The 25613-nt window shown below is 74.7% G+C and carries 20 protein-coding genes; 14 read left to right on the forward strand and 6 right to left on the reverse strand.

All coding sequences use genetic code 11. The features are described from left to right. The first annotated feature begins 126 nt into the window (after positions 1 to 126). Positions 127 to 945, forward strand: coding sequence for a histidinol-phosphatase (hisN, locus tag ACN268_RS16580; protein WP_421483952.1), 819 nt, complete (start codon positions 127 to 129; stop codon positions 943 to 945). A gap of 59 nt (positions 946 to 1004) precedes the next feature. Further along, positions 1005 to 1859: a hypothetical protein gene (locus ACN268_RS16585; protein WP_421486915.1), complete on the forward strand. Its 855-nt coding sequence runs from the start codon at positions 1005 to 1007 to the stop codon at positions 1857 to 1859. A gap of 24 nt (positions 1860 to 1883) precedes the next feature. Here the strand turns inward: ACN268_RS16585 and ACN268_RS16590 are convergent, their stop codons facing one another. Beyond that, positions 1884 to 3194: a glycosyltransferase gene (locus ACN268_RS16590; protein WP_421483953.1), complete on the reverse strand. Its 1311-nt coding sequence runs from the start codon at positions 3192 to 3194 to the stop codon at positions 1884 to 1886. 254 nt (positions 3195 to 3448) lie between these two features. Between ACN268_RS16590 and ACN268_RS16595 the strand changes: the two genes are divergently transcribed. From ACN268_RS16595 to ACN268_RS16605, 3 genes are all read left to right on the forward strand, one after another. Beyond that, positions 3449 to 3595 carry a hypothetical protein gene (locus ACN268_RS16595; RefSeq protein ID WP_421483954.1) on the forward strand — a complete coding sequence of 49 codons (147 nt, stop codon included), beginning with the start codon at positions 3449 to 3451 and terminating at the stop codon, positions 3593 to 3595. Then, positions 3592 to 4371: an ATP-binding protein gene (locus tag ACN268_RS16600; RefSeq protein ID WP_421483955.1), complete on the forward strand. Its 780-nt coding sequence runs from the start codon at positions 3592 to 3594 to the stop codon at positions 4369 to 4371. The genes ACN268_RS16595 and ACN268_RS16600 overlap by 4 nt, the downstream gene beginning before the upstream one ends. 73 nt (positions 4372 to 4444) lie before the next feature. After that, positions 4445 to 5017: a DUF5709 domain-containing protein gene (locus ACN268_RS16605; RefSeq protein WP_357929788.1), complete on the forward strand. Its 573-nt coding sequence runs from the start codon at positions 4445 to 4447 to the stop codon at positions 5015 to 5017. A gap of 45 nt (positions 5018 to 5062) precedes the next feature. Here the strand turns inward: ACN268_RS16605 and ACN268_RS16610 are convergent, their stop codons facing one another. Together ACN268_RS16610 and macS are read right to left on the reverse strand one after the other, a co-directional pair. Further along, positions 5063 to 5725 carry a response regulator gene (locus ACN268_RS16610; protein ID WP_421483956.1) on the reverse strand — a complete coding sequence of 221 codons (663 nt, stop codon included), beginning with the start codon at positions 5723 to 5725 and terminating at the stop codon, positions 5063 to 5065. After that, a complete protein-coding gene (gene macS / locus ACN268_RS16615; protein WP_421483957.1) occupies positions 5722 to 6852 on the reverse strand; it encodes a MacS family sensor histidine kinase in 1131 nt (376 codons plus the stop codon). The genes ACN268_RS16610 and macS overlap by 4 nt, the downstream gene beginning before the upstream one ends. Positions 6853 to 6973: 121 nt before the next feature. Here macS and ACN268_RS16620 point away from each other — a divergent pair, with 121 nt between their 5' ends. Beyond that, positions 6974 to 7408: an ATP-binding protein gene (locus ACN268_RS16620; protein WP_421483958.1), complete on the forward strand. Its 435-nt coding sequence runs from the start codon at positions 6974 to 6976 to the stop codon at positions 7406 to 7408. A 68-nt stretch (positions 7409 to 7476) separates the two neighbouring features. On the opposite strand, the gene ACN268_RS16625 is transcribed toward ACN268_RS16620, so the two are convergent. Continuing rightward, on the reverse strand, positions 7477 to 8415 hold the full coding sequence (locus tag ACN268_RS16625; protein ID WP_421483959.1) for a ribose-phosphate diphosphokinase: 939 nt from the start codon (positions 8413 to 8415) through the stop codon (positions 7477 to 7479). 63 nt (positions 8416 to 8478) lie between these two features. Between ACN268_RS16625 and glpK the strand changes: the two genes are divergently transcribed. The 8 genes from glpK (at position 8479) to ACN268_RS16665 (ending at position 20741) form a co-directional block, all read left to right on the forward strand. Further along, a complete protein-coding gene (gene glpK, locus ACN268_RS16630) occupies positions 8479 to 9963 on the forward strand; it encodes a glycerol kinase GlpK (RefSeq protein WP_421483960.1) in 1485 nt (494 codons plus the stop codon). Positions 9964 to 10035: 72 nt separating this feature from the next. Next, positions 10036 to 11856 carry a hypothetical protein gene (locus ACN268_RS16635; RefSeq protein ID WP_421483961.1) on the forward strand — a complete coding sequence of 607 codons (1821 nt, stop codon included), beginning with the start codon at positions 10036 to 10038 and terminating at the stop codon, positions 11854 to 11856. A gap of 98 nt (positions 11857 to 11954) precedes the next feature. Then, positions 11955 to 13622, forward strand: a complete 1668-nt coding sequence (locus ACN268_RS16640) for a right-handed parallel beta-helix repeat-containing protein (protein ID WP_421483962.1) — start codon at positions 11955 to 11957, stop codon at positions 13620 to 13622. A 5-nt stretch (positions 13623 to 13627) separates the two neighbouring features. Then, entirely contained in the window at positions 13628 to 15193 is a 1566-nt protein-coding gene (locus ACN268_RS16645) for a glycosyltransferase family 39 protein (RefSeq protein WP_421483963.1), read from the forward strand. Positions 15194 to 15567: 374 nt separating this feature from the next. After that, on the forward strand, positions 15568 to 17229 hold the full coding sequence (locus ACN268_RS16650) for a glycosyltransferase family 2 protein (protein WP_421483964.1): 1662 nt from the start codon (positions 15568 to 15570) through the stop codon (positions 17227 to 17229). After that, positions 17226 to 18224, forward strand: coding sequence for a glycoside hydrolase family 26 protein (locus ACN268_RS16655; protein WP_421483965.1), 999 nt, complete (start codon positions 17226 to 17228; stop codon positions 18222 to 18224). Before ACN268_RS16650 ends, ACN268_RS16655 begins: the two co-directional genes overlap by 4 nt. 109 nt (positions 18225 to 18333) lie before the next feature. After that, positions 18334 to 19569, forward strand: a complete 1236-nt coding sequence (locus ACN268_RS16660) for a type VII secretion protein EccE (RefSeq protein ID WP_421483966.1) — start codon at positions 18334 to 18336, stop codon at positions 19567 to 19569. Further along, on the forward strand, positions 19566 to 20741 hold the full coding sequence (locus ACN268_RS16665; protein ID WP_421483967.1) for a hypothetical protein: 1176 nt from the start codon (positions 19566 to 19568) through the stop codon (positions 20739 to 20741). The genes ACN268_RS16660 and ACN268_RS16665 overlap by 4 nt, the downstream gene beginning before the upstream one ends. Here ACN268_RS16665 and ACN268_RS16670 read toward each other — a convergent pair. Beyond that, positions 20692 to 21450, reverse strand: a complete 759-nt coding sequence (locus tag ACN268_RS16670) for a hypothetical protein (protein ID WP_421483968.1) — start codon at positions 21448 to 21450, stop codon at positions 20692 to 20694. The genes ACN268_RS16665 and ACN268_RS16670 overlap by 50 nt on opposite strands. A 163-nt stretch (positions 21451 to 21613) precedes the next feature. Next, positions 21614 to 25567, reverse strand: a complete 3954-nt coding sequence (gene eccCa, locus ACN268_RS16675) for a type VII secretion protein EccCa (protein ID WP_421483969.1) — start codon at positions 25565 to 25567, stop codon at positions 21614 to 21616. Positions 25568 to 25613: the final 46 nt, after the last annotated feature.

The raw sequence follows: 25613 nt of genomic DNA on the forward strand, positions 1-25613 counted from the left end.
CGTCACGTGATCAAGAGGTTTGCGTCAATCTGAAGCTCTGCCGTGACGCAAACCTCTTGATCACGTGCGCGGGAGGCGGGTGGGTGGGTGGGGTGGGGTGGGTGGGGTTGGGGATAGGGTTTCGGGGTGACGGGGTATGCGGGGGATGTCGAACTTGCCCACCGGCTGGCGGATGCCGCCGACGCCATCTCGATGGCCCGGTTCCGGGCGCTTGACCTGCGGGTGACGGCGAAGCCGGACCTGACTCCCGTCTCCGACGCGGACACCTCCGTCGAGCGGGAGATCCGGGCGCTGCTGGCCGACCACCGGCCGGACGACGGACTGCTCGGCGAGGAGTACGGCGAGCAGCCGGCCACCGGTCCGCACGACCGGCGGTGGGTGATCGACCCGATCGACGGCACCAAGAACTTCGTCCGGGGAGTGCCGGTGTGGGCCACCCTGATCGCCCTGCTGGAGGGGGACCGGCCGGTGGTCGGGCTGGTCTCCGCCCCGGCGCTCGGCCGGCGCTGGTGGGGGGCCAACGGCCTGGGGGCGTACGCGGGGCGCGACGCCGCCTCCGGCGAGCCGATCCGGGTCTCCGGGGTACGCGACCTCGCCGACGCCAGCATCTGCTACTCGTCGCTGACCGGGTGGGAGGCGGCCGGCCGGCTGGACGCGGTGCTCCAGTTGATGCGCGACACCTGGCGCAGCCGCGCCTACGGCGACTTCTACGGCTACATGCTGCTGGCCGAGGGGGCACTGGACGTGATGGTGGAGCCGGAACTGTCGCTGTGGGACGTGGCCGCACTGGTGCCGATCGTGACCGCCGCCGGGGGCACCATGACCACCCTGGAAGGCACTCCCGCCCCTGGTGGGACGGCATCCGGCGAGATCAGCGCGATCGCCACCAACGGGCCGCTGCACACCGACGTGCTGTCCCGGCTGGGTCGGCCAACCGCGCGCTGAACGCAACGGCCCTCTATTCTCGCCTGGTGGTGTCCTCCGGTTGGTGCTTCCTCGCGGCGATGATCATCGCGTACGGCTTCGCCAACATGCTCCAGTCGGTGGCCGCCGCCCGGACGACCGTGCACCACACCTTCGACCCGGGGCTGCTGCTGCGGCTGGCCGGGCACCGGACGTACCTGATCGGGCTGCTCTGCCAGGTGACCGGCTTCGTGCTGGCCTTCCTGGCCCGGCGTGACCTGCCGTTGTTCCTGGTGCAGGCGAGCGTGGCGGCGGGGCTGGGGGTGACCGCCCTGCTGGGGGTGGTGGTGCTCAAGTGGCGGCTGCCCGCCGCCGAGGTGGCGCTGCTGGTGCTGCTCTTCGCCGGGATCACCGCGCTGGTGCTCTCCGCCCAGCCGGCCCCCTCCAAAGGGCTCGGCACCGCCGGCCTGGTCGCCCTGGCGCTGGCGCTCGGCGGGATCGGACTGCTCGGTTTCTTCGCGGTACGCCTGCACGGGGCACCCGGCTCGGTGGCGCTCGGCTCCCTGGCCGGGTTGGCGTTCTCCGCCGCCGCGGTGGCCGCCCGGCCGCTGGCCTCCGCCCCGTCGGCCGAGGCGTTCGTCCGTGACCCGCTGCTCTACCTGCTGATCGCCCACTCGCTGGTGGGTCAGCTGCTGCTCGGCCTGGCGATGCAGCGGGGCTCCACGACGGCGGCCGTCGCCGCGATGGACGCCGCCGGGGCGGTACCCGCCGCCATCGTCGGCCTGCTGCTGCTCAACGACAAGATCTGGCCGGGCCGGGAGTGGCTGGCCGCCGTCGGCTTCCTGATCACTCTCGCCTCGGTCATCGGGCTCACCCGGTACGCCGCACCCCAGCACCACCACGCGGTGGCCCGCACCCCGGAACGCGCCATGGTGGGCGCGGCCCCCCGCGCCTGACCCGTCAGCGGTCGTGGGGCGCGGTCAGCCGCCGACCGGGCCGGCGGTCGTGGTGGTCGTCCCCGTGACCGGCGTCTCGACCTCCACCGTCACGGCGGCGTCCGGGTCGGCCTCGACGTCGACCGGCACCGTGTCGGGCACCTCGACCGGGGTACGCCGGCCCACCACCCGCTCGTAGAGCCGCTCCAGCGCGCCGGCCGTCCGCTCCCAGGTGTAGCTGCACCGCACCCGGTCCACCGCGGCGTGCCCGTAGGCGAACCGGCCCGCGTTGTCGGCGAGCAGCCGGCGCAGCGTCATGCCCAGCGTGCGGACGTCGCCGGGGGGCACCAGCCGGCCGGTGACCTCGTCGACCACCGCGTCGGCGATGCCGCCCACGGCGTAGCCGACCACCGGCACCCCGCAGGCCATCGCCTCCAGAGACACCCGGCCGGCGGCGGAGTAGTGCGGGGTGCAGGCGACCACGTCGGCCGAGCGGTACCAGGTGGCGAGCTGGTCGTGCGGCACCGCGCCGACCAGGGTGACCTGGTCGGCGACCCCGGCCCGCTCGGCCAGCTCGCGCAGCCGCCGGGCCTCGGCGTGGGTGGCCAGCTGGTCGGCCGGCGGCCCACCGGCGATCACCAGCTCCGCGTCGCCGACCAGCCGCATCGCCCGGATCAGGTCGTCCTGGCCGTGTCCCGGGGACAGCCCGCCGACGGACAGGATGCGGGCCCGCTGGTCGCGGGGGGCGGCCTCACCGTCGGGGTGGAACCGTTCGACGTCCACGCCGGTCGGCACCATCGCCACCGAGGAGCGTTGCAGCCCCATCCGGGTCAGCTCGTCGACCTCGTCGGTGCACTGGGCGACGGCGACGTCCACCGCCCGGGTGAGCGCGCGCTCCAGCGGGATGCGCTCGCCGGGGCCGTCGTACTCGCGGCCGAGGTGGCGGCGCTGCTCGACACCGAGCGAGTGGAAGGTCTGCACCACCGGGATGTCCGTCTCCCGGACGGCGTGCGCGGCGGCCAGGCCGCCGATCCAGTAGTGCCCGTGCACCACCTCCGGCGTCCACTCCCCCGCCCACCGGTCGGCCAACCAGCGGCCGAACTCGGGCACGTGCGGGACCAGGTCGGCGGTGACGGTGGGGCGGGCCGGGCCGACGGGCACGCGTTCCACCCGGTACCCGTCGATCTCGACGCTCGCCGGCAGGGACGGGTCGTCGCGACGCTCGTACACCCGCACGTCGTGGCCGCGCCCGGCCAGCTCGCCGGCGACCCGAGCGACGTGCTCGTGGGTGCCGACGGGTGGTCCTTCCGCGTACCGGGACGACCCGGCGTGCGCGCAGACGAGGCCGACGCGCATGGTGCACCTCCATGCGATCTGCGAGGGATGGTCTCCGGTCAGAGCGTCCCATTAACCGGGGCCCCACGAGCCGAAACCTCGCAGATCGGAAGCGGTCAGCGGGCCGGTGGGCAGGCTGTGGGGCACCCCACACCGGGCCGGGCCGGTGCCGGCCCGGCCCGGGGTGAGCCGCGACTGACCGGGGCGGTACCGCTGATCAGTGGCCGCACGGCGGCATGACCCGGCCCGTCCGGGGGTACCGAGCGGAGATGCCGATGACCCGTACCCCCGCCGTCACCGCCGTGGTGGTCGCCGGCGTCACCTGCGGGTGCGACGCCACCCCGGGGACACGGCCGGCCCGGCCCGGCCCCGCCGGGAAGGCGACCCGACCGGCCCGCGCCGACCGGAAGCCACCACGATGAGCCGCGCCGACCTGCCGACCCCGGGAACGGTCCGGCACCCCCGGGCGGGCTGCCAGGTGGTGGCCGACGACTCCTCCGCGCTGGTCCGGCTCGCCGGGACGCTGGAGCCGACCGACGTCGACCGGGTACGCGACGCGCTGCTCGTCCGGCTCGTCGACCGGCCCGGTCCGATCGTGGTCGACCTGGCCGGGCTGCGCGCCGACGGGGCGACCGCCGGCCGGTTGCTGGCCGGGGTACGCCGGGCGGTACGCGACTGGCCCGCCGCCGACCTGTTGGTGGTCGACCCGACCGGAAGGCTCGTCGACGGGGACGCGACGGAACTGGCGGTCTACCCGACCGAGGCCGACGCGACGGCGGCCCTGGCCCGTACGCCGATGGCGGCGGTGCTGACCGAGGAGCTGACGCCGGCGGTCGGGGCGGCCCGGTGGGCGCGGGAACTGGTGACCGAGCGCTGTGCCCGGTGGGGTGTGCCGGAGCTGGCCGAACCGGCCTGCATCGCGGTCACCGAGATGGTCAACAACGTGGTGGCGCACGCGTCGACCCCGATGACGCTGCGGTTGGCCGCGCAGGGCGACACGGTGCACCTGGCGGTGCGGGACCACTCCCGGCGGCAGCCCCGCTACGGTGGGCCGGCCCCGCTCACCTCGGCCGGTGGCCGGGGGTTGCTGCTGATCGACACGGTGGCCCGGCGCTGGGGCAGCACCCCGCTCCCGGACGGCAAGGTGATCTGGTGCGTGCTGCACACCGAGGACGAGTCACACTGGCACCACGACTGATTACCGCCCTTTCGTCCCGATCCAGGGAGCGGGACCCGGTTACCCGGGCCGTGCCAGTGGGTAGTGCTCAGCCATGCGCGACGACGAGTTCCCGACCCCCGTGTCCGACCCCGAGGCGCTCGGCCTGCCCGACACCGCCGACGACGACTCGACCGCCCACGACGACGTGCTGACCGGCCGGGAGGCCGACGGCCCCGACCCGGCCCAGCTGCCCGGCGACCGTACCCCGGTGGCCGTCGACCACTTCGGCACCACCGCCGACGAGCAGCTCGACGGCGAGTCGTTGGAGTACAAGCTCGACCGTGAGCAGTACGAGCGGCGGGCCGACGACCCGCTGGCCGGGCCGGTCGACCCGGACATCGCCGCCGAGGCGGAGAACGAGGAGGCCGCCGCGCAGGCCCAGCTCGACGCCGACGTGCTCGACCCGGGCCCCACCTCGGACCCGAACTCCCCGGTCTCGCTCTACGACCACGGTCAACTCGGCACGGTCGCCGACGCGCAGGTGGGTCGGCTCGTCGAACCGGACGAGGGGGCCCGCACCGACCAGGAGACCGACAGCATCGCCTACGACGCGGGCGCGGCCGGCGGTGGCGCGAGCGCCGAGGAACTGGCCATCCACGAGACCCGGCCGCCCGAGGCGCACTGACCCCGGGTCGTCCGGGCCGCCATCCTCAACCGTCCGGGCGCGTGCTCAGTCGTCCAGGCCGCGTTCGATCGCGTAGCGGGTCAGCTCCACCCGGTTGTGCAGCTGGAGCTTGCCGAGCGTGTTCTGCACGTGGTTCTGCACGGTGCGGTGCGACAGCCCGAGCCGCCCGGCGATCTGCTTGTAGGACAGCCCCTTCGCCACCAGCCGCAGCACCTCGGTCTCCCGTTCGGTGAGCCGGGGTGCCGCGCCGTCGTCGCCGGACCCGGCGGCCGGCGGGTCCGCGGCCAGCCGCCGGTACTCGCCCAGCACCAGCCCGGCCAGGCCCGGGGTGAACACCGGGTCACCGGCGGCGGTGCGGCGCACCGCGTCCAGGAACTCCGCCGGGGCCGCCGACTTCAGCAGGTAGCCGGTGGCCCCGGCCTTCACCGCGTCCAGCACCCCCTGCTGTTCGCCGCTGGCCGACAGCATCAGCACCCGGACCCGGGGCAACGCGGCCCGCAGTCCCTGGATCACCTCCACCCCGGAGATGTCCGGCAGTTGGAGGTCGAGCACCACCACGTCGGGTCGGGCGGCGGCGGCCACCCGGACCGCCTGGCGGCCCTCACCGCTGGTCGCCACCACCAGGTGCCCGGCCTCGGTGAGGTCGCGGGCCACCCCCTCCCGCCACATCGGGTGGTCGTCGACCACCATCACCCGTACCCCGGTCATCGGCTCCTCCTCGGCACCATCAGTTCGATCTCGGTGCCCTCCCCCGGCGTCGAGATGATCCGCACCTCGCCGCCGAGGTCGGTCATCCGTCCCCGGATGGCCTGCGCCACCCCCAGCCGGCCCTGCCGGGCCGCCTCGACCAGCCGACCCTCCGGGATGCCCGGCCCGGCGTCGCGCACCGACACGGTCACCGTGTCGCCCTCGTCCTCGACGAGCACCCAGCCCCGCCCGTCGGCGTGCCGCCGCACGTTGTCCAGGGCCGCCGCCGTCGCGGCGGCCACCTCCCGGGCCACCGAGGCGGGCAGCGGCACCGGGGTCGCCGGGGCGGAGACCTGCACCGTCGCCGAGGCGTACCCGGACAGCAGGGACCGCAGGTCGACCTCGCCGCCCGGGTCGGCGGGGGACGTCGGCGGGGCCCCGGAGATCAACGCACGTAACGCCACCTCCTGCTGGCCGGCGAGCCGGGCCAGCTCACCGGCCTCCCCGTCGAGGTGTGCACCGCGCCGCTGGACCAGGGACAGCACCTGGAGCACCGAGTCGTGGATGTCCCGGGCCAGCCGTTCCCGTTCCCGGGTCGCCGCCTCCAGCTCCACCGCCCGCTGCAACCGTTCCTCGGTGCTCACCGCCAGCCGGGCCACGTGCCCCACCACCGCGCCGGCGAGCAGCAGCAGGATCGCCCCGGTCAGCGAGGACGGGCCGATCCGGCCCCGGGTGACGAGGTCCGTGCCGCCGACCAGCAGCGCGGCCACCGTGCCGCGCCGCCGCCCGCCGGAGACCGCCCAGGCCAGCACCGGCCCGGCCAGCCACGCCACGGCGAGGGCGGGCACCCCGGCGGCCAGCGCCGGGCGTCCCACCACCCACGGCGTGACCGCCAGGATCGCCAGGACCACGCCGAGGTCGGCCAGGAGCAGCGGCCAGCGCCGGTTGGCCGGCCGGGCGTACCCGACCGCCGTCACCCCGGACCAGGCCAGCATCACCAGCAGTACGCCGCCCGCGGCGACCGGGTGGGCGTAGCGACCCGCGTCGCGCAGGACCAGCAGGCCGACGTACGCCAGCGAGGCGAACCGGAAGACCGCGACGGAACGCCACAGCGGGTCGGCGAAACCTCCCGGCGGGGACGACGGCATGGCCGCCACGATGCCACAGTCCCCAGGTCAGCCGGCCGGGCCGGTCGGTGCGGGCCCGAGAAGCCTGGCGTACGGTAGAAATAGCGTGAAAAACTCCGAGATCGCTGTCGGGACAGGGCCCATGACGAACGCAGAGCTTCCCACACCGCGTACGGTGGTGCCCATCGAACCTTCCCTTCTCATCGCCGAGGCGTTCGACCAGGCACAGGTGACCGAGCTGAGACACTCGGTCAGCTCCTGCGCGCACGCGGCCGGTCTGGCCGGGCAGCGGCTCGACGACTTCGTGCTGGCGGTCAACGAACTGATCACCAACGCCGTGCGGCACGGTGGCGGACGGGGCTGGCTGCGGCTCTGGCGACGCACCGGCGAGCTGGTCTGCGAGGTCTCCGACCACGGCAGCGGCATCAGTGAGCAGCGGCTCGACGACCGCAGCCGGCCCGCCCCGGACACCGCCGGCGGTTGGGGGCTCTGGCTGGCCCGGGAGCTCAGCGACGCGATGGAGGTCGAGAGCGGCACGGCCGGCACCACCGTGCGGATCAGCGCCCTCTTCGCCTGACCCGCCGCCCCGGTCCGACCGCCCTGGTTCCGCCGGCCCGGGCCGCCGACCAGGCCCGCCGGTGACCGTCAGCCGAACAGGGCGCTGACCGACTCGCCGTTGTGGATGCGACGCATCGCCTCGGCCAGCGCCGGAGCCACCGAGAGCACCGTCAGCTCCGGCACCCGCTTGTCCGCGGGGATCGGCACGGTGTTGGTGCAGACGATCTCGCGTACCCCGTCGACGGCGGCGAGCCTGGTCAGCGCGCCGTCGGAGAACAGGCCGTGGGTACAGGCCAGCCGGATCGACCGGACGTTGCGTTGGTGCAGGTGGCCGATCAGCTCGACCACCGTGCTGCCCTTGGCGATCTCGTCGTCCAGCACGATCACGTCCCGGTCGGCCACCTCGCCGATCACCGTGCTGATGGTGACCCGGTCGTCGCTGAACCGCTGCTTCGCCCCGGCCGCGACCGGGGTGCCGAGCATCCGGGCGAACGCCGCCGCCTCCTTGGCGTTGCCCAGGTCCGGCGAGACCACCACCGTGTCGGTCAGGTCGCGTCCCCGGAAGTGGGCGGCCAGCTCCCGCAGCGCGTGCAGGTGGTCGACCGGGACGCTGAAGAAGCCGTGCACCTGCGGTGAGTGCAGGGTCATCGCCAGCACCCGGTGCGCGCCGGCCGAGGTGAGCAGGTCGGCCACCAGCCGGGCGCCGATGGAGATGCGTGGCGCGTCCTTCTTGTCCGACCGGGCGTACGCGTAGTGCGGCAGCACCACGGTGATCCGGCCGGCCGACGCGCCCCGGGCGGCGTCGATCATGAGCAGCAGCTCGACGAGGTTCTCCTGCACCGGCGGCACCAGCGGCTGGATCAGGAAGACGTCCCGCTCCCGGCAGTTCGCCTGCAACTGCACCTCCAGGCAGTCGTTGGCGAACCGGGACACCCGCACCGGGTGCAGCGGCACCCCCAGGTGGGAACAGATCTCGGCGGCGAGGTCGGGGTGGGCGGTTCCACTGAACACGGCGATGTCGCGCACGTCTGGAGATCGTACGGAACCGTGCCGGTTCTCCCGTCGACCCGGGCCGGGTACGGTGCCGAAATGACCGGAGAGTACGTCGCCGCCATCGACCAGGGCACCACCTCGTCGCGGTGCATCGTCTTCGACCGGGCCGGTGAGATCGTCGCCGTCGCGCAACGCGAGCACCGGCAGATCTTCCCCCGGCCCGGTTGGGTCGAGCACGACGCCGAGGAGATCTGGGCCAACGTCGAGCGGGTGGTCCGCGACGCGCTGGCCGACGCCGGCACCGGCCCGGACGGGTTGGCCGCCGTCGGCATCACCAACCAGCGGGAGACCACCGTGGTCTGGGACCGGGCGACCGGTCGACCGGTCGCCAACGCCGTCGTCTGGCAGGACACCCGCACCGGCCCGCTGCTGCGCGAGCTGGCCGACTCGTACGGCGAGGAGCGGCTGCGCGCCCGCACCGGGCTCACCCTGGCCACCTACTTCGCCGGGCCGAAGCTGCGCTGGCTGCTGGACCACGTCGACGGGCTACGGGAACGCGCCGAACGGGGCGAGGTGCTGTTCGGCACGATGGACAGTTGGCTGATCTGGAAACTGACCGGACGGCACGTCACCGACGTCACCAACGCCAGCCGGACCATGCTGATGAGCCTGGAGACCCTCGACTGGGACCCGGAGCTGCTCGACGCGCTGCGCATCCCGGCCGCGATGCTGCCGCAGATCCGCAGCTCGGCGGAGGTATACGGAACGGCCCACGGGGTGCTCGACGGGGTGCCGGTGGCCAGCGCGCTCGGCGACCAGCAGGCCGCCCTGTTCGGGCAGACCTGCTTCCAGCCCGGCGAGGCGAAGTGCACCTACGGCACCGGGAGTTTCCTGCTGCTCAACACCGGAGCCAGCCCGGTACCGTCCAGCCACGGCCTGCTGACCACGGTGGCCTACCGGATCGACGGCCAGCCGGCCGCATACGCCCTGGAGGGGGCGATCGCGGTGACCGGGTCGCTGGTGCAGTGGCTGCGGGACAACCTCGGGCTGATCTCCTCGGCCGCCGAGGTCGAGGAGCTGGCCGCCAGCGTGGACGACAACGGGGGCTGCTACGTGGTGCCCGCCTTCTCCGGGCTGTTCGCGCCACACTGGCGTAGCGACGCCCGGGGGGTGATCGCCGGGCTGACCGGCTACATCACCAAGGGGCACCTGGCGCGGGCGGCCCTGGAGGCGTCGGCCTGGCAGACCCGCGAGGTGGTCGACGCGATGAACGCCGACTCCGACGTGGCGCTGCGCCGGCTGCGGGTCGACGGTGGAATGACCGCCAACGGGCTGCTGATGCAGTTCCTCGCCGACGTGCTGGCGGTGCCGGTGGTCCGCTCCCGGATCACCGAGACCACCTGCCTCGGCGCGGCGTACGCGGCCGGCCTGGCGGTCGGTTTCTGGCCGGACCTGGCCACCCTGCGCGCGCAGTGGCGCTCCGACGCGCAGTGGGAGTCCCGGATGGACCCGGCGCACCGGGAGCGGGAACTGGGCCGCTGGCGCAAGGCGGTCGCCCGCACCCTCGACTGGGTCGACTGACTCCGGCGGCGGCCCGTCCGTCGATCGGTCCGCGTCGTGCCGGACCGATACGATCGGCCGGGGGGATGCCACATGCAGACAGTCGGTCCGTACGCGCTGCACCGCAGGCTCAGCTCGTGCGAGCTGGGCGAGGTCTGGGCCGCACGGGACGCCGCCGAGCGGCCGTTCACCGTCGCCGTGCTCGCGCCGGCCGCCGCCGAGGGCGGCTGGCGGGAGGCGTTCGCCGCGGCGGCCAACACCCTGGCCCGCTCCGACGGCCTGCCGATCACCGGGGCCAACCACACCGGCCCGATGCCCTGGGTGGCCTGCGCCGCCGAGCAGGGGGCCGGGGCCGCGCACGTCTTCCTCGCGTTGGGGCAGCGCCTCGTCCCGGCCGGGGAGCCCCCGGCCGGTGGCCCCGGGACCGGGCCGTCCGGCGTGTCAGACCCGGCACACCGGCCGACCACCGGGGCGCCAGTCGCCGGGACACCGGCCACCGGCGCAACGGCCACCGGCGCAACGGTCGCTGGAGCACCGGTCGCCGCCGGGGCCGGCGGGACACCGGCACCGGACGGGCAGCGCACCGCCGGGCCGGCGGGCGCGGCCCGGCCGGGGAAGACCACGCCGCCGATGCCCGCCCCGGCGACCGGAGCCGCCGCATCCACCGGGCCTGCTTCGTCGACGGACCACGGAGCGTCGGTGGGCCACGGAGCGTCGACGGGCCACGGAGCGTCGGCCGGACCTGTCGCGTCGACCGGACCTGTCGCGTCGGCCGGCCACGGAGCGTCGGCCACGGGCGGCACGGTGCCGCCGGGTGCCACGCCCCGCACGACCCCACCCCGCACGGCCACCCCGCCCCACCCGGCGGCCCCGCACCAGACCGCCCCGCACCAGGCCACCCTGCCGCAGGCCAGCCCGCACCAGGCGGCCCCACACCAGGCCGGCCAGCCAGCAGCCCGGCACCAGGCCGGCCCGCACCAGGCCATTGCGCCGCAGGCCAGCCCACACCAGGCAGCCCCGCAGCAGCTCGGTCCGCGCCAGGCAACACCACACCAGGCCGGCCGGCAACAGGTCGGCCCGCAGCAGGCGGCCCCGCAGCAGGCCGGCCCGCAGCAGGCGGTGCACGCGCCGGTGGTGCCGCAGCGGGCGGGACCGCCGTACCCGCCGACGACCCTCGCGCCGTACCCGCCGGCACCGTTCCCGCCGGTCGCGGGGCCGAGGCGCGGGCGGGGTCGGGCCGTACTGTGGTCGGTGCTGGTGGCCCTACTCGCGGCGGCGCTCGGGGCGGCGGGTGGCTACCTCGCCGCCGACCGGCCGGCCGAGGGACCGGCCACCGTCGCCGCGCCGGCCTCCGCGACACCGAGCGCCGACCTGGGGCTGCCGGCCACGCCACCACGCCGGCCGGGGGTGGAGCCGCCGGTCGGTGGCGGCTGGCCCGCCGGGGCGCCCACCTTCGCCCGCACCGAGCCGACCCGGGAGATCAACGGCCTGGCCGGGGTCGACTTCAGCTTCCGGGTGCCCACCGGCTGGAACTGCACCGAGGCCGGCCGCACCAGCGGCTCGGCGCACTACCGGTGCGGCGTCCCGGCCGCCGACGGGTCGATCATCGGTGGCGACCTGGTCGTCCGGCAGTGCCCCCGGCTCTGCACCGACGAGCGCCGCACCGCGCTGCGCCGGCAGGAGGAGGCATGGGGGTTGCAGTGGATCCGCAGCGGCGATTTCACCACCTGGGCGGAGACGGCCCGGGTGGACGGTGCGCCGCGCTACGGGCTGGTCTACCTCTCCTACTGGCGCAGCGTGCCGGAGGACGCGATCGACAGGCAACTGGTGCTGCGGATGACCGCGCCGCTGGACCGCGCGGACGAGGTGCGCAAGGTGGCCGCCTCGGTGCGGGAGGCCACCTTCACCATCTGACGCGGGGGCGAGGCCGCCCCGGCTCGACCGGTACCCTTCGACCGGACGTCGACGACGAACCGGTCCGTCCTTCCACGACCGAGCGGGGCCATGTGCGCATGCTGACTGTCTCCCCTGACCGAGCCGGGGCCTGTCCGACGATCACCGACGCGTTGGAGATCGCGCCTGACGACACGGTCGTCTCGATCGCCCCCGGCGTCTACGCCGAGTCGCTCCGGCTCGACGGTCGGCGGGTCCGGCTGGTGGCCGCCGGCGAGCCGGGCTCGGTCATCGTGGACGGTCGGGCCGCCGGGCGGCCGACGGTGGCCTGCACCGGCGGCGAGGTGCTGTTGCAGGGGCTGGTCGTGCAGGGCGGCGACTATCCGGCGGTGGAGGCGGTCGGCGGCCGGCTCCGCATGGAGAAGTGCCAGGCCAGCGCCGGATACGCCGCAGCCGTCTCGGTACGCGACGGGGCCCGGGTCGAGGCCGTCGAGGTCACCGTCACCGGCGGCCAGCACGGGCTGGTCGTCTCGGACGCGGGCGGCACGGTCGAGCAGTGCGAGATCCGCGACGTCACCGACGACGGGATCATCGTGCGGCTCGGGGCCGACCCGACCATCCGCAACTGCACGGTCACCGCCGCCGGCTTCCGGGGCGTGTACGTCTACCAGGCGGCCCGCCCCACCATCGAACGCTGCGACGTCTCCGGCACCGGTGACGCCGGCATCGTGGTCGCGTTGCAGAGCAGCCCCACCATCGTGGACTGCTGGGTGCACGACACCCGGGGCGTCGGCATCGACGTCGGCCGGGGCTGCGGCGGCACGGTCGAGGGCTGCCGTACGGAGCAGACCGCCGCCCCGGGCGTCCGGATCGCGGAGGGTGCCGGCACCGTGTTCCGGGCGGCGGAGGCGGGCGGGCGGCCGATGGCCGGGGTGAGCGCGGGCGGCGGCACGGTCGGCCAGGACGAGCAGAAGGTCGAGGAGCTGCTCGCCGAACTCGACTCGATGATCGGGCTGGCCGGGGTGAAGGCCGAGGTGCGCTCGTTGATCGACGAGATCCAGGTCAACGAGTGGCGGCGCAACGCCGGGCTGGCGGTGGGCGCGGTCAGCCACCACCTGATCTTCACGGGCGCGCCGGGCACCGGCAAGACGACGGTGGCCCGGGTCTACGGGCAGTTGCTCAAGGCCCTCGGGGTGCTGCCGAACGGCCAGTTCCGGGAGGTGTCCCGGCGGGATCTGGTCGGCCAGTACATCGGGCACACCGCCGAGAAGACCTCGTCGGTGTTCACCGAGGCGCTGGGCGGGGTGCTGTTCATCGACGAGGCGTACACCCTGTCCCGGGCCGGGGGTGCCGGCGGCGACTTCGGCCAGGAGGCGATCGACACCCTGGTCAAGCTGATGGAGGACCACCGGGACCAGGTGGCGGTGATCGTCGCCGGGTACACCACCGAGATGGCCGCCTTCCTGGACGCCAACTCCGGCCTGGCGTCCCGGTTCGCCAAGACGCTGGAGTTCGAGAACTACAGCCCGGTCCAGTTGGTCGACATCGTCGGGCGGATCGCCCGCAACGACGAGTACCTGCTCGCCGACGGGCTGGCCGACGGGCTGCTCGAATGGTTCGGCCAGATCGAACGGGACCAGAACTTCGGCAACGCCCGCGAGGCCCGGAAGCTGCTGGAGGGCATGCGCAAGGCGCAGTCCGGGCGGCTGCGCGCGCTGGGCCGGATGCCGAGCCGGGACGACCTGCGCACCCTCGTCCTGGACGACCTGCTCGCCGCCACCCGGTGAGCGGGATGCCGCCCACCGGGGGCACCGGTGCCCGCAGCGACGCGCCGACCGCTCTGATCGTCCGGGTCCGGGACGCGCCACCCGAGCCGGCCGCCCCGTGGCGGCCCACCGAGGCCGACCAGCCGGCCCCGCCGGAACCGCTGGACGCGCCCTGGCTGCGGCACCTGGCCCGGCTGCTGCCGATGGCCGTGGTCGCCGTCCTCGGCGGGGTCGGGCTGAACCGGCCCGGCCTGTGGGAGGACGAGCTGGCCACCTGGGGCATGGTCACCGTCGGGTTCGACGACTTCGTGGCGGTGCTGCGCAACGTCGACGCCTCCATCGGCCCGTACTACCTGCTGATGCGCGGCTGGGTGGCGCTGGCCGGCAGCTCCGACATCGCGTTGCGGCTGCCGTCGCTGTCGGCCATGGCGGCGGCCGCCGGCCTGGTCGCCGCGATCGGCCTGCGGATCGGCGGGCTGCGGGTCGGGCTGGTCGCCGGACTGCTGTTCGCGGTGCTGCCGACGACCTCCCGGTACGCGCAGGAGGCCCGGCCGTACGCGTTCGCGGTGTGCGCCGCCGCGCTGGCCACCCTGCTGCTGCTCCGGCTGCTGGAACGGCCCCGGTTCCTGCGCTACCTGGGGTATTCCGCCGTGGTGGCGTTGCTGGGGCTGATGCACCTGGTGGGCCTGCTGCTGCTCGTCGCGCACGCGCTGGTCGCCTGGCGGGGGGCGCAGCGCCGGCGCGGCTTCGTCGGCTGGCTGGGCGCGGCCGTGGCCGGCACGCTGCCCGTGCTGCCCGTCCTCTGGCTGGGTCGGCAGCAGACCGGTACGCAGATCAACTGGATTCCCCCGGTCACCCTGGACCGGCTGGTGGACACGCCGGAGGCGCTGTTCGGCGGGCCGCTGCTCGCCGGTGCGGTACTCGCCCTGGCCTTCCTCGGCATGTCGATGAAGGAGCGGTCGGCGGTGGCCACCGCCTGGCTGGTGCTGCCCACCGTCGGCCTGCTGCTCGCCGCCCAGCTCACCCCGCTCTGGCTGCCGCGCTACCTGCTGTTCACGGTGCCGGCCTGGGCGCTCGTCGCCTCGCTGGCGTTGCGGCGCAGTTCGCTGCTGCGGGGCACCGCCGCGATGCTGGCGGTCGGCCTGCTCGGTATCCCGGTGCAGGTCGAGATCCGGGGGGTCACCGGCCACAGCCAGGGCACCAAGGACATCGCCGCCGTGCTGCGGGCGCACGCGCGTCCCGGCGACATCCTGGTGTACGGCCCGTTCGACGCCGGTGACCAGCGCACCAGCCGGGACGCGGTGAACCGGTACGTCGACGAGAGCTGGCGACCCCGGGACGTGCTGATGACCGTTCCGGCCCGCCGGCAGGGCACCCTGGGCGCGCGGGAGTGCGCCGACCGGGACGTGCCGGTGTGTCTGGGGCGGCCGGAGCGGGTGTGGGTCGTCCGCAAGGGAGCCCTCGACGATCCGGTGCAGCGGATCGGGCCGGCGAAGGAGGCCGCGCTCAAGCCGTACGTCGTCGACCGCACCTGGCGGGTCCGGGGTTTCAGCATCGGGCTGCTGGTGCGTAAGCCCGAGGTGACGAAGTGAGCACCCGGGCCGGCAGGGGCCGCACCGACGAGACGACGGAGTTCCACCGTCCGGTGCCGCCGCCCGACCCGGCGTCCCCGCGCCCGGCCACGCAGCGCGGACCGGTGCCGGGGCGGGATCCGGCCCCGCGGCGCGCTGCGGTGCCGCCGCCGTGGCCGGGGCGGACCACAGGGGGTCGCCCGGTGGAACCGCCGACGTCGCCGGGTGGGATGACCGGACCTGGTCTGCGGGACCCGGCCGTGCCGACGCCGCGCGGGCCGAGGGCGGCTCCGCCCGCGCGTCCCCCGGCGGTGGTCCCCGCCACGCGCGCTCCACTGCCGGCCCCCGCTGCGGGGAACCCGGTGAGGGTGCCGACGCGTCGGGGTCCGGCACCGGTGCCGATCCCGCGCGGGCCGTCGGCGGTGCCGGCCCCTGCCGCACCGGCCCCTGCGGCACCGGCCCCGGTGGGGCCGTCGGCGCGGGAGGCGGTGGCACCGGCGACGCTGGGGCGACCGGCGAGCGTCGACCCGTCCCTGCCGTTGCCGCCGGACGACGACGAGAAGTCCGCCTACCGGAACCGCCGGCTGCCGGTGCTGATGATCGCCTCGTTCGTCAGCTTCACCGGGCTGCTCACCAGCCAGTTGCTCTTCGTCCGGATGGCGCCGTGGCTGCTGGCGCTGCTGCCGCTGTTCGGCTTCACCGTCCTCTACTACCTGATCTCGGCGACGGTGAACATCGGCACGCCCGGGTTCGACCTGGAGCGGCACCGCCGGCTGGTCCGCGACTTCCGGCCGCCCGTACACCCGTCGGTGGACGTGTTCCTGCCGGTCTGCGGCGAGGCGACCGAGGTGCTGCGCAACACCTGGGAGCACGTCAGCCGGATGGTCGACCACTACCCGGGCCGGGTGCACGTCTACGTGCTCGACGACTCGGCCACCGACGAGCGGGAGGCGATGGCGCTCGCCTTCGGCTTCGTCTACCAGCGTCGCCCCAACCGGGGCTGGTACAAGAAGGCCGGCAACATGCGGTACGCGTACCAGCGCACGCTGGGCGAGCACATCCTGGTGCTGGACGCCGACTTCACCCCCCGGCACGACATGCTCGACGAGATGGTGCCCTACCTGGCCGCCGAGCCGGATCTCGGGATCGTGCAGTCCCCGCAGTACTTCCGGGTGCACGCCGGCCAGGGGTGGCTGGAGCGCGGGGCCGGGGCGGTGCAGGAGCTGTTCTACCGGATGGTGCAGGTGTCCCGGCAGCACCACGAGGCGGCGATCTGCGTCGGCAGTTGCGCGCTCTACCGCCGGGAGGCGCTCGACGCGATCGGCGGTTCCACGCTGATCGAGCACTCGGAGGACGTGCACACCGGGTTCGACATGCGGCGGCGCGGCTGGCGGTTGCGCTACCTTCCGGTGCCGCTGGCCACCGGGCTGTGCCCGGCCGACGTCAACTCGTTCTTCACCCAGCAGTACCGCTGGTGCGCCGGCTCGATGAGCCTGCTGGGGTCGACGAAGTTCTGGAACACCCGGATGCGGCTGCGCACCCGGCTGTCGTACCTCTCCGGCTTCTGCTACTACCTGCACACGGCGCTGTTCACCTTCGTCGGGCCGCTGGTGCCGATCGTGCTGCTGGCCTGGTTCCCGCAGTCGGTGGCCCCGGCGAACTACCTGTGGATCGTGCCGAGCCTGGTCTACAACCTGGTGGTGTTCCCACTGTGGCACCGGTGCGCGTACCGGGTGGAGGCGTGGACCGTGAAGATGATCTACGGCTGGTCGCACGCCTTCGCCATCTGGGACCTGCTGCGCGGGCAGAGCATGGGCTGGCAGCCCACCGGCGGCACGGGACGGAAGAACAGGACGGGTCGACTGTGGTGGGGAATGGCCGTCTGCACGGCGGGCAGCGGAGCACTGTGGACCGGCCTGGCGGCCCACCGGATGATCACCGACGACCTGTGGACCTTCGCGCCGGCCTTCCTCGGTGGCGCGTTCTACCTGGCCGTCGCGTTGCAGGCGCTGCTGGTGAAGCCGGCGCGGGACATCCGGCCGGAGCGTTCCCGGTGACCTCCCGCCAACTGTTCACCATCGTCACGCTGTTCGTGATCGGGGTGTTCGGCTACGCCGCGCTCGCGCCCAGCCCGGCCAGCCGTCCGGCCCGGTTCGCCACCGAACCCAGCGCGTCGGCCACCCCCACCGGCCCGCCCCCGGCGTACGACGTCCGCCCGCTGGTCCAGCCGCAGGGTCGCTACCTGGGGGTGGCACTCAGCGGCGCACCGCAGGACATGAGCCGGGTCGACCGCTTCGCCGACCTGGTCGGCAGTAAACCCAACATCATCACCATCTACGAGAGCTTCGACGACGAGTTCGCCGCCGCCGAGGTCCGCCGGGTCCACCGGTACGGCGCACTGCCGATCGTCCGCTGGGAACCGTTCAAGGCGAAACTGAAGGACATCGCCGCCGGGCGGCACGACCCGTACCTGCTGGAGTTCGCCGTCGCGGTACGCCGGCTCAACCTGCCGGTGGCGCTCACCATCGCGCACGAGATGAACGGCCACTGGTACTCCTGGGGCGCGCACGACAACACCGCCAAGGAGTTCGTCGCCGCCTGGCGGCACATCCACGCCGTCTTCGCCCGCGCCGACGCCACGAACGTGATATGGACCTGGACCCCGAACGTGGTCAACCCGGTCCCGTCGGTGAAACTCGCCCCGCTCTACCCCGGCGACGCGTACGTGGACTGGGTCGGCATCGACGGCTACTTCACCAGGCGCGGCGAGCAGACCTTCGACGACCTGTTCGGCCCCACCATCACCCAGGTCCGGAAGTTCACCGCCCGGCCGCTGCTGATCGTGGAGACCGGGTCCGAGCCGGGCGCGATGCGTCGTCGGGCGGTCGGCGAACTCTTCACCGCCATGCGGAAACGACCCGACCTGCTGGGTTTCGTCTACTTCAACCAGAAGGGCTCCGGCGACTGGGTGATCGACTCGGACAAGCCGGCGCTCGCCGCGTACCGTTCCGGGGCGGCGGCCGACCCCCGGACCGGCTTCCGGGTCAACTGACCCGGGCCGCCCACCCACGGGCCCCGGGGCGCTGCGTCGGGTTCCTATGATGAGGGCGGTCCGCCGTGGACGGGCCGTACGGGTCGAGGCGTCTGGGGGGCAGCCGGAGATGACCGGAGCACCACGGCCGGCAGGTGCCGCACTCCGGCCGGACGGCCCCGACGCCCGCGTCCACCTGGCACCCCGCCGCCGGCCCGGCCGGATCGGCGAGTTGCACGTGCTGCAACTGCTTCTGCTGGAGGCGGTGCTGCTCGGCGTCCTCGCCAGTGGACTGTTCGGCATGCCGGTGCTGGTCGTCGCCGCGCTGTGCGGCGTACTCCTGCTGACCGTGGTGTTCCTGCGCTCGCGGGGCCGCTGGTGGCTGGAGAAGCGGGCGTTGGCCCGGCACCAGCGGCGACGGGCCGCCGCAGCGGTCCCGGTCGCCGACGACCCGGGGTTGGACGCCCTGCAGCGACTCGCCCCCGGCCTGTCGGTGGGCACCGTGACGATGGCCGACGGCGCCCGGATCGGGGTGGCCCGCGACGACGCCGGCTGGTTCGCGGTGGCCGCCGTCGACGGCTCCGGGCCGACCGGTGACGCGCCGGCCGGCCTGCCGCTGGACGTGCTGGCCACCGCGCTCGCCGAGTCCGGCCAGCCGGGCACCGTGCTCCAGGTGGTGACCAGCACCGTGCCCGCCGGCGGTCCGACCGACGACCCGACCGCCCCGGCGCGGGAGTCCTACCGGCAGTTGCTGGCCGGTCTCGGCGGCACCCCGGTCCCGGCCGGACGGTCGACCTGGGTGGCGGTGCGGCTGGACGCCCGCGCGCTGGCCGAGGCGGTCGGCGACTACGCGGTCGACCTGGGTGTCGCCCCCTCGGTGGTGGCCGCGCTGGCCCGGCAGACCGGCAGGTCGCTGCGCCGCAACGGGGTCGGGCACCGGCTGCTGGACGCGCACGGCCTGCTCGCCGCCGTCGGCCGGTCCTGCGGCTTCACCCCCGGCGTCCCGGCCGGCACGGCCGCGGTCCGTGAGGAGTGGTCGGCGTGGCACTGCGGCCCGCACGCGCACCGCACGTTCTGGATCCGCCGCTGGCCGCCGGTCGACCGGGCGGCGGCCATGCTCGGCTGGCTGGAGACCCTGCCGGCGTCGCTGGTGACGGTGTCGTTGACGGTGGCCACGAACGGGCCGGGTGAGGATCTCGACCTGCGGGGCCTGGTCCGGGTCACCGGGCCGGCGGAGCTGCTGCCGCAGTTGTGCGGGCCGGCGGTCGACGGGGTACGGCAGGCCGGCGGGGAACTCTTCCCGCTCGACGGCGAACACGGCCCGGCGGTGTACGCGTCGGCACCGACGGGAGGTGGCGCGGGATGACCGGCCCTGTTGACGAACGGCGTACGGCGGTGCCGGCCACCTTCGGCACCTCGGTCGACCAGCCGGCCGGGCCGTACCGGGACCCGTCCGGCGGACCTTACCCGCAGGTGCTGGCCGGTGAGGCGTACCCGGTGGGCGGGCCGGCGGTGGCCGGGGCGCACCCGGGTGGGGCGGTCGCCGTTCCGCCGCCGGTGGCCGCACCACCGGTCACCGCGTCGCCGGTCGGAGCGGACGCGCCGGTGCTGGGCGCGCCGCGCGCCTGGGTCGACGCGGAGGCCGGGGCCGACGCGGCCGGTACCGCCGCCGCGACCGCGCTCGCCACCGCCGACCCGCTGACCCGGGCCCTGGCCAGCCCGCTGGCCGCCCCGGAGAGCCACCCGTCCGCTCCCCCCGGCCCACCGCAGGCCCACCGCCCCGGGGGCGGGGACGCGCCCGGTCGGGCCGGGCCCTCCGGCCGGCTGCCCCGGCTGCGGATCGGCTCCCACGCGGTCTCCCCGGCAGCTCTCGCCCGGCTCAGCCCGAGCCCGCTCCCGGCCGGTCTGGTGCTCGGTGCCGACCGTCGCCGGGCGGCGGTCACCATCCGGCTGTTCCGCCCGGAACCGACCCGGGTCGCCCTGGTCGGCGGGGTGTGGGCGGGTCAGCTCGTCGCGTTCCGGGCGCTGGCCCTGGGTGCCCGGGTCGTCGTGCTCACCACCGAGCCGACCGCCTGGGCCGGGTTCGGTACGGCGGCGCTCGGCCGGGCCGCCGACCGGGTCGAGGTACGCGCCGACGACCGAATGGTGCCCGCCACCGGAACCGCCGGGCAGCCCACCCTGATCGTGCGCGAGCTGCCGCCCGGCGGGGGCCGGCCCGGGGCTGCCGCGTCCCACGGCCCGGCCGCGTCCGGGGCGGCACCCCCCGGAGCGTGGCAGGCCGAGCTGACCGTGGTGCGGCGGCTCGATCCCGGCAGCGTGTCCGCCCTGCGTGACAGCGACCTCTGCGTGCTGCAACGGCTCTGGGCCGACGAGTCCGCGGCGGTGCAGCAGGCGCTGCGGCTGCCCCCGGACAGCGGCCGGTTCCTCCAAGTGATGGCCGACGACATGCTCACCCTGGTCGGTGGGGGCACGGACCGGCACCTGTGGATCAGTCAGACCCCGGTGGAGCAGCACCTGCTGGGCGCGCCGCGTCGCTGACGAGCAGCCGCGCGAGGCGCTTCTTCCGGCTGTTCTCGCGGACGATCCAGGCCACGTCGCCGTCGTCGACGGCGGCCAGCGCCCGGAACGGCGGCAGGCCACCGGCCGGGTCGGCGGCCACCGCGACGCTCCAGCAGTAGCCCAACGCCTGCCGCAACGCCCGGACGCCCTCGTCGCGGCGCTGGTCGGCCGGCAGCGCCGCCAGGGCCGCCGTCGCCCGTTCGCACAGGGCGACGGCGCGGGCGGCGGCCTCCGGAGCGGTCAGCAGGCGCGGTTCGCACACGGCCGCGACGGCCGCCCGCCTGACCAGCGGGTGCGGGTCCCCGGCCCAGGCCGTGCCGAGGTCGAGCAGGCGTGGCAGGTCGGCGTCGCCGAGCCGCTGCAACGCCAGGGCCACCGCCTCGCGTACCCGCCAGCGGGGGTCGGTGGCGTGCTCGTGCAGGCGCGCCTCGATGCGCCTCCGGGTCCGGGCCGGCGGGCCGTCGGCCAGCAGCCGGCCGAGGCCCAGCACACCGCAGAAGACCAGGTACTCGTCGTCGGTGGCGAGCAGACCGTCGAACGTGTCGGCGTCACCCTCGTCGGCGACGGCCTGGGCGAGTTCGAGGTTGGCGCGCGGCCCCGGCAGCCCCGAGCGCTCCCGCAGGTACGCCGGCCACCCGGCGGGCCCGCCCGCCCGCAACTCGGACCGGTACTGGTCACGGCGGCTCACCGGCGCAGCGTAACCCGCCCGACCGGGGCGGACCGCCCGCTCAGGTGAGCCGGGTGGCCATTGCGGCGATATAGCGGCATCGGAGCGGGGCAGACACCGCCATATCGGCCCCATTGAGTCGATCATGGAACCCGACGCGCACCGGACGGGTAGGCCGGACGGGTCAGCTGACCTGGGGCGGCACCAGGGGGAGCTGGACGAGTTGGGCACCGTGCCGGCGGGTGAACAACCAGCCCCGGCCGGCGGGCAGCCGCTGCGGCTTGATCGTGCCGAACAGCGCGCCCTCCTCCCGTGGACCGGACATCATGATGCCCGGGGAGGCCAGTTCCCTGATCCGCCCGATCACCGGGTCGAACATGGCCCGCCCGGCACCGCCGATCCGCCGGGTCAGCACCAGGTGCAGGCCGATGTCGCGGGCCTGCGGCAGGTACTCCAGCAGCGGCGCGAGCGGGTTGAGCGCCGCCCCGGCGACCAGGTCGTAGTCGTCGACCAGCAGGTAGAGTTCCGGGCCCTTCCACCAGCTCCGGTCGCGCAGCTGCTCGGCGGTGACGTCCCGCCCCGGCAGCCGCTCCCCCATCACCGTGGCCACCTGCTTGACCAGGTCGGCGGTGACCTGCGGGGAGGTGCCGTAGCCGATCAGGTGCTCGGACTCCACCGCGCCGAGCAGGCTGCGCCGGAAGTCGACCAGGATGATCCGGGCCGCCGCCGGGTCGTTGCCCTCGACGATGCTGCGGGCCAGCCCGCGCAGGAACGTGCTCTTGCCGCACTCGACGTCGCCGAAGAGCAGCAGGTGCGGTTCGGCGGTGAAGTCGAGGCGTACCGGCTGGAGGTCGGTCTCGGCGATGCCGATCGGGATCACCCCGCCCTGTGCGGCGGGCAGCGCCTCGTAGGGCAGCTCGGCGGGGAGCAGCCGGACGGCCGGGGCACCCGCCGACGTCCAGTGCTGCTGCACCCGCTTGACCAGGTCGGCCAGCGCGTCCGGCAGGTCGTCGACCACCGGCCGGCCGTCGAGGCGGGGCAGGCCGGCGAGGAAGTGCAGGCCGTCGGGGGTCAGCCCGTGGCCGTGCTGCTCCGGCACGTTCACCGCGGCCCGCCGGTTGATCACCGAGTCGGCGGGCTCGCCGAGGCGCAGCTCGACCTTCGCGCCGAACATGTCCCGCACCGCCGGGCGGACGTCCATCCACCGGTTGGTGGCGGCCAGGAGGTGGATGCCGTAGCCGAGACCCCGGTTCGCCAGCTCGGTGACCAGGGGCTCCAGGTCCTCGAACTCGGCCCGCAGCGCCGCCCAGCCGTCCACCACCAGGAACACGTCACCGAACGGGTCCTCGGGGAACCGGCCCTCGCGGCGGGCCCGCCGGTAGGCCGCCGCGCCCTCCACCGCGTGCGTGGTGAACAACGCGTCCCGGGCCTGCATCAGCCCGTGCAGCTCGGCGATGGTCCGGCGGACCTTGTCCACCTCGCGCCGGCTCGCCACCCCGCCGACGTGCGGCAGGCCGGCGAGCGCGGCCAGGGTGCCGCCGCCGAAGTCGAGGCAGTAGAACTGCGCCTCGCGCGGGGTGTTGCCCAACGCCAGGCTGGTGACCAGGGTACGCAGCAGGTTGCTCTTGCCGGTCTGCGGTGCACCTACCACCATCACGTTGCCGGCCGCCCCGGCCAGGTCCAGCCAGAGCGGGTCGCGGCGCTGCTCCAGCGGCTTGTCGACGATGCCGGCCACGCCGTGCAGCGCGCCGTGCCGGTCCTCGGCGGCGATCGTCAGGCCCCGCACCGGGGACACCAGCACCGGTGGCAGCAGCGCGTCGAGGGTGGGGGGCTCCTCCAGCGGCGGCAACCAGACCTGGTGGGCGGCCGGCCCGTACCCCTCCATCCGGGCCACCAGCACGTCGAGCAGGCTCTCCCCGACGTGCTCGTCGACCGGGGTCTGCGTCGGCTCGTCAGGCGCGTCGTCGGTGGCGAGCGGGACGTAGTCGGTGGTGTAGTCGCGGACCGGGTCGATCAGCCGGCCGCCGACGGTGGGCACCCCGCCGTGCTGCCGCACCGCCCCCGAGACGTACGCGGCCTTGAACCGGATCAGCCCCTCGGTGCCGGCCTTCAGGTAGCCGTGCCCCGGTGAGCGGGGCAGCTCGTACGCGTCGGCCACCCCGAGCACCGCCCGGGACTCCATCGAGGAGAACGTGCGCAACCCCAGCCGGTACGACAGGTGCGTCTCCAGGCCGCGCAGCCGCCCCTCCTCCAGCCGCTGCGAGGCCAGCAGCAGGTGCATGCCCAGCGACCGGCCCACCCGGCCGATCTGCACGAACATGTCGATGAAGTCCGGTCGGGCGCTGAGCAGCTCGCTGAACTCGTCCACCACGATCAGCAGGCTGGGCAGCGGGGCGAGCGGCACCCCGGCCGCGCGGGCCCGCTCGTAGTCGCGCTGCGAGGCGTAGTTGCCGGCCCGGCGCAGCAGCTCCTGGCGGCGGGTGATCTCGCCCTGGATCGCGCCGAGCATCCGGTCGACCAGGAACAGCTCGTCGGCCAGGTTGGTGATCACGGCGCTGGTGTGCGGCAGCCGGTCCAGCGCGGCGAACGTCGCACCGCCCTTGAAGTCGACGAGCACCAGGTTGAGGATCTCCGGGCTGTGCGTGACGGTCAGCGCCAGCACCAGCGTCCGCAGCAGCTCGCTCTTGCCGGAGCCGGTCGCGCCGACGAGCAGCCCGTGCGGGCCCATCCCCTCCTGGGCGGACTCCTTGAGATCCAGCTCGATCGGCCGGCCGTTCTCGTTGACCCCGATCGGCACCCGCAGCCGGCTGCGGTTGGGGCGGCTGCCCCAGGCGTCGGTCAGGTCCAGCTCGTAGGGGTCGCCGAGGCCGAGCAGGTCCGCCAGGCCCAGGTCGGTGGCGACGGCCGGCTGGTCGGCGTACGAGGCGGCGGACAGCCGCAGCGGCGACAGCTCCCGGGCCAGCACCTCGGCCCGTGCCGGATCGAGCGTGTCGGCCCGGCCGACCCGGGTGGTGCCGTCCATCGTGGTGCCCGAGATGGTGCCGTCGTCGGCGACGTCGAGCACCACCGAGGTCTCGTCGAGCAGGCGCGGCGGCCGGCCGGTGAGGTCCAGCAGGGTCACCCCGGCGACGCCGCCCTCGGTCATCAGGTGGTCGGAGCCGGCGACCTGCCCGCCGTCGACCACCACCAGCACGTACGGCGCGACCGCCGCCGTCGCCGTCGGATCGAAGCGGGGCCGGTTGGCCAGCACGTCGACGAGCATCGCCTCCAGCGCCACCACGGTCGGGGCGAACAGCCGGATCGGGCCGACCGCGTCGAGCTTCGTCGGGTGCTGGGCGTGCGGCAGCCACTTCGCCCACTCCCACCCGGACCGCCGGTCCGGGTCGACGCAGAGCGCGACCAGCAGGTCGTCGGGGGCGTGGAAGGTGGTCAACTGGGCCACCACCGCACGGACCAGCCCCCGGACGGCGTCGTCGGCCCCGCGCAGGTAGACGTGGGAGAAGTCGCGCAGGGCGATCGCCACCGGCAGGTCGGGCACCACCGAGTAGGTGGCGACGAACCGGCGCAGCGCCACCGCGCACAGCGGCTCCAGCTCGTCCACCGGGCGGGTCTGCGGCGGGATCAGCGGGGTGGCGACCTCCTGCGGGCCGAGGCCGATGCGGACCACGCTGAAGTCGGCGTCACCCCGGCGACGTTCCCAGAGCCGGCCACTGGTCACGGTGGACCAGAGCGAGTCCGGGTCGGGGTGCCGGTAGTGGATGGCCTCCCGCTGCTGGCGTACGGTCGCGCGGACCTGGGCGCGCAGCTGGGCGAGGCGGCGCATGTACTGCCGGCGGGCCTCGATCATCTCGCGTTTGCCGGGGCCGGTCTGGTTGACCGCCATCACGGCGATCATGCCGAGGATGGAGATCCCGTACATGCCGCCGACCACATAGGTCATCACCCCGCCGCGCTGCATGCCCATCATCAGGCCCATCGCCGCGGCACCCGCTGCCATCGGCAGGATCATCAGCATCCGGGTCCAGCCCCGGCCACCGGCCGCCGGCACCTCGGGCGGCGGGTCGAGGAGCACCTCACCGGTCGGCAGCGGGGGCGCCGGCCGGCGGGGTGGACGCTTGACGACCACCAACGACGACATCTCCCCCGTACCTCCCACCACTCAGGTCTACGGCGGCCCACTCTAT

This window comes from Micromonospora sp. WMMD735 (genome assembly GCF_049178995.1).
GTDB lineage: Bacteria > Actinomycetota > Actinomycetes > Mycobacteriales > Micromonosporaceae > Micromonospora > Micromonospora wenchangensis.